Origin of the sequence: Sediminibacterium sp. C3 (assembly GCF_000508085.1) — a bacterium.
Taxonomy (GTDB): domain Bacteria; phylum Bacteroidota; class Bacteroidia; order Chitinophagales; family Chitinophagaceae; genus Sediminibacterium.
The window spans coordinates 202,564-216,053 of record NZ_KI669560.1; the positions used below are offsets into that span (position 1 = coordinate 202,564).

At 32.3% G+C, this 13,490-nt stretch carries 12 protein-coding genes; 4 read left to right on the forward strand and 8 right to left on the reverse strand.

From position 1 onward, the window contains the following. The first annotated feature begins 42 nt into the window (after positions 1-42). The 4 genes from F777_RS0100915 (at position 43) to F777_RS18120 (ending at position 2,717) form a co-directional block, all read left to right on the forward strand. Positions 43-681, forward strand: a complete 639-nt coding sequence (locus tag F777_RS0100915) for a type IV toxin-antitoxin system AbiEi family antitoxin domain-containing protein (protein WP_026750398.1) — start codon at positions 43-45, stop codon at positions 679-681. Further along, a complete protein-coding gene (locus F777_RS0100920) occupies positions 678-1,469 on the forward strand; it encodes a nucleotidyl transferase AbiEii/AbiGii toxin family protein (protein ID WP_026750399.1) in 792 nt (263 codons plus the stop codon). The genes F777_RS0100915 and F777_RS0100920 overlap by 4 nt, the downstream gene beginning before the upstream one ends. A 58-nt stretch (positions 1,470-1,527) precedes the next feature. After that, entirely contained in the window at positions 1,528-2,013 is a 486-nt protein-coding gene (locus F777_RS18115) for an ATP-binding protein (RefSeq protein ID WP_201767550.1), read from the forward strand. 110 nt (positions 2,014-2,123) lie between these two features. Next, a complete protein-coding gene (locus tag F777_RS18120; protein WP_201767551.1) occupies positions 2,124-2,717 on the forward strand; it encodes an ATP-binding protein in 594 nt (197 codons plus the stop codon). A 2-nt stretch (positions 2,718-2,719) separates the two neighbouring features. Here the strand turns inward: F777_RS18120 and F777_RS0100930 are convergent, their stop codons facing one another. The 8 genes from F777_RS0100930 to F777_RS15215 all read right to left on the reverse strand — a co-directional run bounded on the left by F777_RS0100930 (position 2,720) and on the right by F777_RS15215 (position 13,426). Next, positions 2,720-4,066 (reverse strand): TlpA family protein disulfide reductase, encoded by a 1,347-nt coding sequence (locus F777_RS0100930; RefSeq protein WP_026750400.1) that lies wholly within the window; start codon positions 4,064-4,066, stop codon positions 2,720-2,722. A 235-nt stretch (positions 4,067-4,301) separates the two neighbouring features. Next, positions 4,302-5,243 (reverse strand): TlpA family protein disulfide reductase, encoded by a 942-nt coding sequence (locus F777_RS0100935; protein ID WP_026750401.1) that lies wholly within the window; start codon positions 5,241-5,243, stop codon positions 4,302-4,304. Between the two features lie 245 nt (positions 5,244-5,488). Continuing rightward, positions 5,489-6,679 carry a TlpA disulfide reductase family protein gene (locus F777_RS0100945; protein WP_161631461.1) on the reverse strand — a complete coding sequence of 397 codons (1,191 nt, stop codon included), beginning with the start codon at positions 6,677-6,679 and terminating at the stop codon, positions 5,489-5,491. 652 nt (positions 6,680-7,331) lie between these two features. Beyond that, positions 7,332-8,525 carry a TlpA disulfide reductase family protein gene (locus F777_RS0100955; protein WP_026750405.1) on the reverse strand — a complete coding sequence of 398 codons (1,194 nt, stop codon included), beginning with the start codon at positions 8,523-8,525 and terminating at the stop codon, positions 7,332-7,334. A gap of 58 nt (positions 8,526-8,583) precedes the next feature. Further along, positions 8,584-8,784, reverse strand: a complete 201-nt coding sequence (locus tag F777_RS17855) for a hypothetical protein (RefSeq protein ID WP_152530822.1) — start codon at positions 8,782-8,784, stop codon at positions 8,584-8,586. 258 nt (positions 8,785-9,042) lie between these two features. Then, positions 9,043-10,380, reverse strand: a complete 1,338-nt coding sequence (locus tag F777_RS0100960) for an HlyD family efflux transporter periplasmic adaptor subunit (protein WP_026750406.1) — start codon at positions 10,378-10,380, stop codon at positions 9,043-9,045. Positions 10,381-10,389: 9 nt separating this feature from the next. Next, positions 10,390-12,651, reverse strand: coding sequence for a peptidase domain-containing ABC transporter (locus tag F777_RS0100965; protein WP_037368992.1), 2,262 nt, complete (start codon positions 12,649-12,651; stop codon positions 10,390-10,392). Positions 12,652-12,811: 160 nt separating this feature from the next. After that, on the reverse strand, positions 12,812-13,426 hold the full coding sequence (locus F777_RS15215; RefSeq protein WP_152530823.1) for a peroxiredoxin family protein: 615 nt from the start codon (positions 13,424-13,426) through the stop codon (positions 12,812-12,814). Positions 13,427-13,490 lie beyond the last annotated feature (64 nt).

Consider the following 13,490-nt stretch of genomic DNA (forward strand, 5'->3'; position numbering starts at 1 on the left):
TAATCGGAATTTATCCGATTATTGTGTAATAATTTTACATAAATGGATTTTATTTATGCCCTTAAAGCATTTGAAGAAGAGCCAATCACCAGACAATTGGTATTGGACTTACTTAGGGAGTATAAGAGGCCCAATGATAAAATCAATGAATTGGTTAAGCAAAATGTATTGACCTCAATTAAAAGAGGGCTATATATGCCTGGGCCCAATAGTCATTTAAATCCACCAGATCCATTCTTAATCGCGAATCACTTATGGGGGCCGAGTTATATTTCACTAGAATCGGCCTTGTCTTATTGGGGAATGATTCCAGAACGAGTGTATGAAATCAGTTCTATTACCCTAAAGCCAACCAAAATATTTAAAACAACAATAGGGCGTTTTAATTATGTACATGCCAAAGCACCGTATTATACATTTGGCATTCAAAGCATCGCGCTTAGTGCTAAGCAAATGGTAATGATTGCATCCCCTGAAAAAGCATTGTTCGATAAAATCATCATGACTTCAGGTATTGTAATTAGGAGTACAAGCCAAGCAAGAGATTTACTGATAGAAGATTATAGAATGGAAGAAACCCTTCTAAAAAAATTAAACTTAGCAATGATGAAAAGTTGGATAGTTGACTCACCTAAGCGGAGCAGTTTAGCTATACTAATAAAAATGATCGAACAATTATGATTAAAGAGTGGCTAGAACAATACCAACCTAAAAACAGAATCGAAGCTGAATCTGCATTACGCGAGATAATGCAAGATGTTGCTTTGGCGGGATTAAACCGCAGTGGTTTTTTTGAGAAAGCTGCATTTTATGGCGGTACAGCTTTAAGAATTTTTCATGGATTAGATCGATATTCTGAAGATTTAGATTTTTCATTATTAGCAACAAACCAATCTTTTTCCTTGGAGCCATATTTTGAAGGAATGTTACAGGAATTTGAAGCAGTAGGTATGAAAGTGAGTGTGCAGGAAAAAGAACTGGTGCTTGAAAAGATGATTCCTCAACTTGGTTTAGACCTATCGCCAAGAATTAAAATCAAAATTGAAGTTGACACTAACCCACCCTTAGGATTTGAAACTGAAGAAAAACTTCTTTTACGTCCTTATTCATTTTACGTAAAATGCTTTACCCTTCCGCATTTATTTGCAGGAAAAATGCACGCATTATTGTTTAGACAATGGAAGCAAAGAGTGAAAGGAAGAGACTGGTACGATTTAGAATGGTATATTAAAAAAGGCGTGCCATTAAATCTTTCACATTTTGCATTAAGAGCGAATGATTCAGGAGATTGGGGAAACTCAAGTATTACAGAAAAAGAAATTAAAGAACTGCTGCTATCAAAAATCAACACTGTTTCATTTGAAGCCATAAAGGAAGACATTATTCGCTTTATACCAAACGATACAGCTCTTAAGATTTGGGGGCCAGATTATTTTAAAGAATTGGTGACTAAATTGAGGTTTAATTAATTTTTGTCGTTTATATTCGACATTTTAATAGTATATTTGTCGAATACAAACGACATTTATGGAAACCCTATTTAGTTTTCAGGCTGGCTTATTAAAAGGCATTCACAATAATTTTCGCAGGTACCTTCATGCCAATATTAATTGGAACCAACGAATGATTGGTATTAAAGGCCCAAGGGGTTCTGGCAAAACAACCTTATTACTACAATATTTAAAATTTGATTTAAAACAACCAGCAAATGCGCTGTATGTAACAGCAGATCATACATGGTTTTATAATCACTCTTTACTAGAAACTGCAGAAGATTGGTATAAAATGGGAGGGCGTATTTTAATAATTGACGAAGTTCATAAGTATCCGAATTGGTCAAGAGAATTAAAAAATATTTACGATGGGTTTGCCGATTTAAAAATAATATTCTCCGCCTCAAGTGCACTAGATATATATAGAGGAGAAGCCGATTTAAGCAGAAGAGTGATTCACTATACCTTAGCAGGATTATCATTTAGAGAGTTCATAGAATTTTCAACACAACAAAATTAAAAGCTTATTCGTTTAAAGACTTACTAAAAAATCATCACCAAATAGCAGCTAAAATAACAGAAGACCTACACCCCCTCCCGCTATTCAAAAAATATTTACAGTATGGTTATTTGCCCATTACAGCGGAAGGTGAAAAAGAATATCCTATAAAGCTGAATCAAATCATCAATGCAGTAATTGAAACAGATTTAGCATTTATTGCATCTTATGGACCAGGCACTGCGCTAAAAGTGAAAAAATTAATTGCTGTAATTGCAGAGTCGGTTCCATTCAAACCAAATATTAGTGCATTAGCGCAAAAATTAGACATAAGTAGAGACAGTCTTTATACTTATATATCTCAGCTAACACAGGCAAGAATAATCAACACCTTACAAGCCTCGGGGAAAGGAATTTCAACTTTGCAAAAACCGGAAAAAATCTATTTAGAGAATACGAATCTATCATACGCATTAACCAGTTCCCCAGATATAGGTAATTTAAGGGAGACATTTCTCTTTAATCAATTGCAAAATGCTGGTTTGGTTGTATCTGCGCCTAAAGAAGGTGATTTCTTGACAGAAGGCTATCATATAGAAGTAGGCGGAAAAAATAAAACGGCTAAACAAGTGAAAGCAACTGAAAAACACATCATTGTAGCAGATGAAATTGAAATAGGAATTGGAACCAAAATACCGTTATGGCTATTTGGGTTTATGTATTAAAACTATGGTTTTAGTCTCATTTTAGTCAACAAAGGAATGAGTTGCTTATCACCAGGACTTGGTGCATACAATTGTTCAATAGTAAAGTCTTTATTAATTAAAATCATCCTTGGCACAGAAAGTAAGTTGTAATTAGAAAGTTTGTTTCGGTCAACAATAAACTCATCTTTGGATACACCCTGCTTAATCAAATACTTTTTCCATGCATCAAGGTTGTCATCAATGGAAACGGATAAAAATACTATGGAATCATCATTTTTAAATAGTTGTTTTAATAATTCCATTTTGGGTTTATCGGTTAAACATGGCCCACACCAAGTTGCCCAAAACTCTAAGTAAATTACTTTGTTTTTAAAGTTGGAAAGTGGAATAGTTTGATTATCCGTATTTATCAATAGAATATCAATTGCTGGGTCGCCCTGATTTAATTGAGTTAACTGAGCTATGGTAGATAAAATGGCATTTTTATACACACCTGAATTAATTGAATCAATTCCTTTATTTAAAGCTATTAGGTCATTTTTATTATTCAACGTAATAGCTTTCTGCTTAATAGCACTTGCCTTAAACCAATCATTTATTTTCTGTGGTATCGAAAAAGTTGAAGGTTGATTTTGGAGGATTGTTTTTAATATATCTCGATAAACCACTAATTTCAAATTAATAGGATCAACTAAACCTTTTGAAAGTTTTGCAATGATTGGCCTAGTTAAAGAATCACTTTGTTGCTGAATAATTAAAGCACTATCTTTTGAAATCTTATGAACCCAACTATAATAAGTAGGTAAACTCATAAAGCTATTGATAATATCCGCTTTAATCCTAATGGATTCTAATTGGTAAAATTCAGGTGAAACAATTCTTTGAATACTATCCAATTGCCGGCTTCTTTCTTTACTTTTAATGAGAATATAATCAATTGTTTTTGCGATAGAGGATTGGATACCCGTTTCGCCATCTAAAAAAGATCCCGCCTTCGGAAATGGTGTAAGCTTCAAATAAGTATTTTCAATTTGACGAGAACCGCTAAAAATAGCTTTAGTGGGATTTTTCCAATCAATGGACGCTTTAATATCATCACCCGGTGATATATATATAATATTTCGACCTATACGATAATAGCCAGGTATTCCTATTTTAAATTGAATTGAAAAGTTTTGGTTTGAATCAGGAACAAAAATTCGTTCGCTAGAGGATAAGCTAATGTCCTTAAACTCAGTCATATCTTCCACTTCAACAGAATTGTTAAAATTAATGGCTTTACCAGAAATTTTAATAGTTTTTACGGCTTGTGCATAAGTAAACTTAATAAATAGAAATAAGCTAAATAGAATAATGATATTCTTCATAAAAAAGTTTAAAACATAGAATCAAATGTCTATTTGATTCTATGCCATTAAAATTGGCAGAGTCAAAATAATTCCAAAACCTATGCAAAATCTTTTTGAAACTCAAACGAAGACAAACCGCATACGCCAACAAAAAATCCGCACTTTTCGCAGCGAAGTATCTTGGGTAATGCAAGCGGGAAGGATGGCCGGAGGCAAACCAAGCTAACTTTAGATTTAAAAAAGCATCAAACGCTTAATTGATTAAGTTTTTTTGGATGATGTTGCGGTATTTATTCATGGTCGTTTCATCGAATCCTGAAAATTTTTCAAGGATTTCCCCACGTGAATTCAAAAATAAGGTAGCGGGGATTGAACCATTGTGTTTGAAAATTTCACGGGTGTACTCACTCAAATTTTCAGGTAATACCCATTGATCCCAAGACATTTTTTCTTCAAGTAGCGCCTTTCGCCATGCTGAAGAATCACGATCTAGAGAAATTGATACCATCTTTAGCCCAGAATTAACAGGAAATGCTTCATGCAGTTGCTTTAAGAAAGGTATCTCTTTTCTGCATGGTCCGCACCAACTTGCCCATAAAATAACCATTGTAAGTTTTGATTGACTGAAATGAAGCTTTTTCATTTTCCTATCGCTGCTCATAAATGAAACATTGGTTAAACTTTTTCCGTTTCGCAATTCAAGGCTTTTTTTCAATTGTGATACCAATCCATGAGTCTGCACCTCTTTGTCAAAAAGTCTAATCAAAGTATTAATCTGTTCTTTTGTAAAATTTCCTCGGTTATTGTAAACTTCATTTAGAAGATAATATGAAAAATTATACTTTGAGATTGTATCTGTGATTTCTTGAAACAATTCATCAGACACTTCTTTACTATTTGGCAAACTCACATTAAACATTACATCCGTTTGTTTTCCTGCTACAATCATAGTATCAGGATAAACCAATTTTATTTTGCTTGGCAGCTCCATATTCTTAGGTTCAAAAATTTGTATTTTTCCAGTTACTAATACAGAATCTGCTGGCATAAAATTTTCCGAAAAATACTTTCCGCTATTATAGGTTTTGTTCGTTTTGAAATGAAAGAGTATTTTATTGCCTTCTTTGTCAACTACATTAAAGCTGTAAAAACTTAATGGGTCTTCAACTGATTTTTTAAATAAAAATTTTTCCATCTACTAAAATAGTTGAATCTACATTAGTTCTCGTAAATGTCTGTACATTTTGTTGCACCAAATAAATTGTACCATTTGGACAATTCTTTAAATCGCCAATAATTGTCATTTGGCGGTTTATTATTTTTTTAGAATTGCAATGCAAGGTTACTAAAATCAAAAATGAGAGTAAAATGACCTTTGTAATTTTCATTAAAAATAAATTAAGGTATAAAATGATTATAAATAAAGGTCATAATTAATTGTTAGATAAGTGTAATGTAAGTATCGGCTAAACAAGAATTATTTAAATTTTTTATCAGGGCCTCCATTAATGATATATTTCCCTGTGTTCCTTCATAACGCATTAGTATAGTACCATCTTTCCCAATAAGTAGTTTGGCTGGAATTGGTTGAATACTATATAGTTTACCAAAATCATATACGGTTCCTGCACCTTGTAAAATATGCCTCCAAGCTCCAGTTTTGTCATCTTGAATAGCTTTTTTCCATGCTTCCTTTCTTTCATCATCATTGGCTATGCTTATAATTTCAAGACCTTTTGATTTAAATTTTGTATGCAACTCTATTAAAAAGGGAGATTCATCTCTGCATGGTTTACACCAAGTAGCCCAAAAGTCTAACAAAACATAATTTTTATCTTTAAACTGCTCTAAAGAGATAAAATCGCCGTTGATATCAATGGTATTGAAATTCTTTGCTTTTGACCCTGGACTACCTCCTTGAATCGCTCTTATATTGCCTGCGATTCTTTGACCATAATAACTATTTTGAATTTCAATAGAATATGAATTAAATGTTTTTATTACAGTGTCAAGTGGAAGTCGGTGAAGGAGGATTTGCAAATAAAAAGCACTATAATAGGAGTTAATATTTTTATGGACATAATTTTCAGTTCGTATATTAATATCACGATAAAAAGGGTCTAATTGCAGTCTAATTTTTCTTGAACTATCCTTAAATTGAATTTTTGTTGGATCATATTTATATGCCAAATCAAAATAAAAAATGCGTTTATCCAAAGAATCTACTATTTTCTTATGTTGGTAGGTATTATTAAGCGAATCAATTTGATTTTGCGTATTAGAGCCCCTAAGTTTTAAATCTTTAAATTTATCTTTTTCCAAAACAAGGTTCATAATACCCGGTTCTATGAAAATGGAACTATAATTAATGTCACTGGTATTTTTGAAAGCCCTATCACCATAAATATCTGCATTTATAGGATGTGGGATATACCCTTTGAAAATAAAAGACTTGTTAATAACCTCAGCACTGTCTGTTATATATTCGCCCTCATAATTTATATATTCTAATTTAATAAAACCTGAAGATTGATTTTTTATTTTACCGTATATAGTAAATGGCTTTGGGGAGAATTGAGCTACTAAGTAAGAAGTGAATAATACAAATAAAAAAGAAAGAAGTGCTTTCATCTGATACATTTTAACTGAGATTTATTCAATACGATACCTATTCGATGGTTTAAGAGGGCAGTTTATTTTATAGTATTGGTGAATAAGCTAAGGCTTATTTGAAATTCTTTTTTTTTAGTTTCTTCAAGACTTGCATTAAACTATGTTAAGATGCAATAATGGGAGAATTCCATAAAATTAATTTGTACTCAAATGAATATTGGGAGATTTAATCTTATTTCGTTTTAAGTACTTTATTTTATTCTTGTTTATATAAAACGAGTCAATTTGAGTTGATTTCTGAGGAAAGTCAATGTGTTTAACATAAGTGGAGTCAGGATGTAAAGCAATAAATCTTTCGTATAAATTGATTCTTTTTTTCAATTCTCGAAAGGAAACAGTGTCAAGAAATTGATCTTTCCTTAGTATGGCATTTAATTTAGCAGCTTCTCCTGAAAATATAATTGTACGATTATTATTGTAATCAGTAAAAACTCGTTCACCTCTTTTATTGATATAGTCTTTTTTGTATTGGATTGAACGGCAACTAAAAAAGAAGAGAAGCAATAGAAAAAGTATAAGTCTCATATTCATTATCTTAAGTGGTAGTGGTATATTCTAACGCTCCTGACAAACAAAATGATAATTAAATTATAAATCCAAATCATGGTACTTAAAATCTAAATACTTTACGAAGCTGTTCAGTTAATTGAGTGTCATCGTCATTTTCCTGTCGAAAAATTATGATTCCATTTGTATCAATGAGAATCTTAGTTGGCAAGACAGATATTGCATATTCTTTATTCACATTAAATTGATTGATATTACCTTTTTGAAACTCACCAATATCTAAATTATCACGTATGTGATAAAAAAGGCTAGTTTTATCTTTTTCGATAGCCTTTTTCCAATCTTCACTATTTCTATCAGAACTTATACAAATTACTTCTAGGCCCTTATCCTGATATTTTTTATATAACTCAATTAAATAAGGGCTACCCTTTCTACAAGGCAAACACCAACTTGCCCAAAAATCTAATAGTATATATTTCTTGCCAATTAATTTTGAAACATCTAAGAGTCGGCCATTAATATCGTTTATTGAGAAGACTTTAGCCTTACTCCCAACTCCGGCACCTAATTTAAGGACAATCTGTTGACGAACTAAATCACCAAAAACAGATTGTTGAATTTTAAAACTGAAATTATCATAAAATTTTGCAAGCGAGTCAACAGAAAGTGATGAAAAATAATAACGCAATAAGTATGCACTTAAATAAGAGTCTCGATTCTTTTCAATATAATCAAAATCGATTATTTTAATTTTGTCTCTGTACGGAATAAGCTTATCAAACGCATTCTTAGCTAATTCTTGTAGCACAATATTCTCTTTTGATTTATTTAGCAGTTCAATAGCATTACTATATTCGGTTTCAAGTAATTTGATTCCCATATTATCGTATATACTATCCTTAAACTTTTGAAGTCTAGACATTTCATTTTGAACACTAGATCCGCTTATTGTCGCCTTCTTAAAGTTATCAACCAATAGGGATATATTCATCATAGATGGCTCAATAAAAAAATCAGTTGTGTTCGGGTCATTGATAGATTTAGATTTTATATTGCCGTCTAGATAGGCATTCGTGGGTTCTTTGATTTTGCCAGTAAATAAAAACCTCCCCTTATTTAGTTTACAAGTATCATGAATGAATTTTCCTTCAAAATTTAAATAACTCAGTACAACAATCCCATTTTCTTGTCCTTTTAGATATCCAACTATTTTAAAACGGGAACCATCAACCTTTTTTTGACCAAAAGCTATTGAGTAAATTAACAGAAAACAAAAAAGAAATTTTTTTTTCATAATATAAAATCTAAAAAGAAAAAGAGCTGCACAAATGGTGCAGCTCAAAAATTATAGTTTAAGGCATACACAATGTACCAGTGTTGGTTCCGTTTCTCTCACACTTATTAGAACAACATGCAGAATTTGCGGAACAATCAAGTGTATAGTCAGTTAAACAAGGGGCGCCATTGGAGCCATCTGTTATTTCTCCACCGACAACTAATTTGGCTTCTTTTCTTGATAAAACTGAACCTAGTTTTTCGAATTTCTGTTTCATTTTTGAATAATTTTAAGTAACTAAATTCCTGCAGCTTTAAGCATCAGCAGATTGTTGGCTCGCCAAACCACTTATTCATAATTAAGTGTAGTACCATTTGACTGTTCTTTTCGGGTACTAATCGAAAAGAAATATGATAATTCTTCCTCTTGAAAGAAAATAATTAAAAGTATTTTATGTATTTTTTGAGTGCAGTAAACTTCAAGTATTATATTTAATTAAAAAAATATAACCGGGGGGTATTTTTACCCCCCAAAACTATCTTGCAAACAATCCCCTCCATTGATACAATAACCGATCGGCTAAACTAGCTTCCGCTGTAATGACATCTGCAGTTCCAGTCAAACTATTACTAAAATGAATGGTCTTTTGATAATTCGTTTGTAAGCCGTTATTGAGTTTAACCTTTATCAAAAAACTGGTGTCTTTATAGGGTACTTGTGGAATATTCATTATGGTGCCATTTAACACACCAAATTCATTTCGTTGATAACTATTAAGTGCAATATTCACCTGTTGACCTTGCTTTAATTTTCCAAAATTTTGTTGAGATGCAATCAGCTCTGCAAAATAGGTGGGTTGCTTTGGAATAATATAAAAGAGCTCTTGTCCCGTTTTGATCCAACTATTCTCTTGAAAGTAACTGGCAAACTGCAAAGTACCTGTTTCACTAGCAACTAATATGTATCGATTTGCCCATTCGGCCAACGCACTTTTGGTATTAAAGAGAGCTGCAATAAAATTTTGTTGGATATCCGCATTTAGCTTATGAATTTCCAATAATTCTTTTTGCTTGGCAACAATATTTGCGGACTGAGTAATATCCGCAGCATCAACTTGAACTAATTGTTGTTTCTTAGATAATACGGTTGATTTATCCTTAATTAAATCAAGAGGTGCAATCACTTTTTCATTAGCCATTTTTTCATTAATGGCCAATAATCCTTGTTGCATTGCTAAATCTTGAAGAATCAATTGTTTTTGATTATTCGCATTCTCCTTAGACTGATTAATCAGCCTAATATCTTGAGCAATGGCATCACGCTTTTGGTTAAAGTACCCTTTAGTCTTTGCCCAAGAGAGCTGATAGATTTGTTGGGCAATATCTTGATAATTTTTTTGTAAATCTCCCAATTGATTGAGTGTTTCTAACTGGCTAATCGCATTCCAATTATTTTGTTTTAAGTGAAGTTCTGTCTGTTCAAGCCATTTTTTAAGTAACATTATTTGTTTATAATCAGCATTGCTTTGCAAAACAGCTAAAACATCACCAGCAATTACTTTTTTATTTTCAAGTGCATATAAATAAACAATTCGTCCTTCAGATTTACTTATAATTTGCTTGGGTAAATTATCCCCAACAATCTTTACTGGTGCTTTAACGATATCTGGGTATTGAATAAAAAAAGTTAACGTAAATAACAAACCAATAATGACAAAAAACATTGCAATGCCATTTCGAACTATCCATACAGGTTTACTGCTAATGATTTCACGAACCTCATGGCTATAAATACGATCTGCCTCATCTAAGCTTTCAATATTAGCCGCTTCAAGCATTGCATCTAAACTATATGATTCTTCTTGTTGAGGCATAATTCGTCTTTAATCACCTAATTCTAATTGATTTTTAACCAAAGTAAAATATTCACCCTTCATTGCTGTTAATTCAGCATGTGTACCTTGCTCGGTAATCACCCCATTGTGTAATACCACTATTTGGTCAGCATTACGAACAGTGCTTAAGCGGTGTGCTACCACTACAACTGTTTTACCTTCGAAAAACAGGTTTAAGTTTTTTAAAATAGTACTTTCATTATTGGAATCTAATGCGTTGGTAGCTTCATCTAATAAAATTAAATCCGGGTTTTTGTAAACAGCTCTAGCAATTAAGATCCTTTGTCTTTGCCCAGCACTTACCCCCGTGCCTTCTGCACCAATTTTGGTATTATAGCCCAATGGCAAACTTTCGATAAACGAAGTGATATTGGCAATTTTTGCAGCATATCTTAACCTTGCCTTATCGGGATAATCTTCCCCAACAGCTATGTTTTTAGCAATACTATCAGAAAAAATAAAGCTGTCTTGCATTACTACACCACACTGTTTACGCCAAGCACGATGGCTAATATTTGACAAGTTTAAACCTGATGATTCTGCTTGATCACCAATATATATATCCCCAGACTTCGCCTCATAAAATTTAAGCAATAACTTTAGTAAGGTGGTTTTACCACTACCACTGGACCCTACAATTGCTGTTACTTTTCCTTGCGGTATTTGCATGGAAATATTTTTAAGCACAGGCTCATTACCAGCGCCTGGATAGGTAAAGCTGATATTATGAAGGTGTATAGATCGGTTTTGAGGCAACTCTGTAACCAAGGCTGAAGAAGCATCACTTTTCAAATTTACTGGTTCTTCATCAGCCAACTGATGAATTTCATTCAATCTTTCCAAACTTATTTTAGCCAATTGCCAATTTTGAACGAAACCAATCATTTGCTCAATTGGAGAGTTTAATTGCCCAATAATATATTGAATCGCAAGCATTGCACCAAGGGTAATTTGCCCTTGAATCACTGCTGTTGCTGCTACAAATGTGATGAATATATTTTTGCCCTCGTTAATAAAGAAAGCACCCGCTTGTTGCCATTGATTCAGTGCAAGCCCTTTCATTCCTACCCTAAATAGTGATGCTTGCAAGTGTTCCCATTGCCATCGTTGTTGCTTTTCACTACCATGCAACTTAATCTCCTGCATACCTTGTACCAATTGAATTGTACTGCTCTGTTCTGAAGCAGCAATATCAAACTGCTGGTAATCAAGCTCTTTTCTTTTCTTTAAAAAGATTAAAATCCATAAAATATAAAGTACACTGGCTGCAGTAAAAACACCAAAAATGAGTACACTATAATTAAGCAACACAATAGAAAAAATCAACAAATTGAATAGAGAAAACAAAGTACTAAGTGAAGTACCAGTCAAGAAATTTTGAATCCGTTTATGGTCATTCATTCTTTGAAGAATATCCCCAGTTTTTTTACTATCAAAATAAGCCAATGGCAACTTCATCAGCTTTATCAAAAAACCCGTAAGAATAGAGATATTGATCCGACTACTGATATGGTATAGAATCCAACTGCGAATAAATTCTACACCCAAACGCCCAATAAACAAAGCCAGTTGAGCTAATAAAACAATATATACAAATTGAATATTTTGAGTGTTGATACCTACATCAACAACACTTTGTGTGAGAAAAGGAAATACCAATTGCAATAAACTACCCAGCATGACCCCTAAGAAAAGTTGGAATACCAGTTTTTTATGTGGCTTTATATAACCCCATAGTTGGTTAGCATGGTTGTTTGTTAACTCTTTAAAATCATGCCCGTAATTGGCATTATAAAAGTTTTGACCAGGTTCTAGAATTAAGGCAATACCTGTAGAATCTCCATCCTCATTTTTATCACTTATCCATTTTTGTAAGAACAGCTCTTTGCTGATGGTAATAATCCCTTTTGCTGGATCAGCTATTGTGATGTTTTTTGGCTTTGAAAAAAAAGCCCTCTTTTGTGGTGGTAAAACAATGAAATGGTTTTGCCCCCAATGCAGTATTGCGGGTTTTGGCGCTTCTTCAATTAATTTTTCAAAATTCAACTTTAACCCAGATGTTTGAAAACCTATCTTTTCGGCGGCATCACTAATACCTAATAAATTAACCCCCTCCTTACCTATCTCTGTTAACTCCCTTAATTTTTCTAATGCAAACACACGACCATAGTACCTACTTATCATATACAAACAAGTAGGACCGCAATCCATTTGGTTTTGTTGAAGCTGGAAAAAGATGTTTGGTTTAATTAGCTATAATTTAGAAATAAAAACTACTATTTAAGCAACTTGATTTGCTATATTAACTGATTAAGGTTTCGAGGTCTTTCAGCCCAAAAGTGTCTAATTTTCGAAGTATCTTTTTTTTGCAAAAGTTTAATAGTTCCTAAATTTATGCATCAAGTAAAAGCTAATAATTAGCTTTATTGGGATAAATATTTTTCAATAGAAAGTTTTCCAATAATCTTGGTTCAATATTCTTAAATAATATTTTTCCGTTAATGTCTAAAAGAAAATTTGTAGGGAATGACTTTATTGAATATTTTGAAGACTGTATATGATTTTTGTCCCAATATTGTGGCCAAGGAAGTTCATATTTATTAATTGCATTTAACCATTTAGCTTTATCAATTTCGTCATCTATTGAAATTCCTAAAATATCAAAATCAATTGAACTAAATTTTGTATATATTTTTTTAAAGTCACTAAATTGACGAATGCAAGGACCACAATTATGAAACCAGAAATCAATTAATGTGTATTTTCTTTTCCCAGATAATTCTAGAGTTGATTTAACATCATTAGAATCAACTACATAGAAAGTAGGAAAAAAAGACCCTTGAATTGTGTTTCGAGACATAGAAATTTGATCTTCCAAATATAATCCCACAGGGGTTCTTCTTAAGGTAATATCGAAAAGATTAAATGCAGAATCAAATATTTTTGAATAACCTCTGCTTTCAAAAGCATGGTACATTGACCAAAAAACTGCATAAGATTTGGGATTATGATATATATAGTTCAAACTTAATGAATTCTTTTTTCTTGCAATTGCTTTCTTTTAGATTCAATACTATCATTAGAATTTT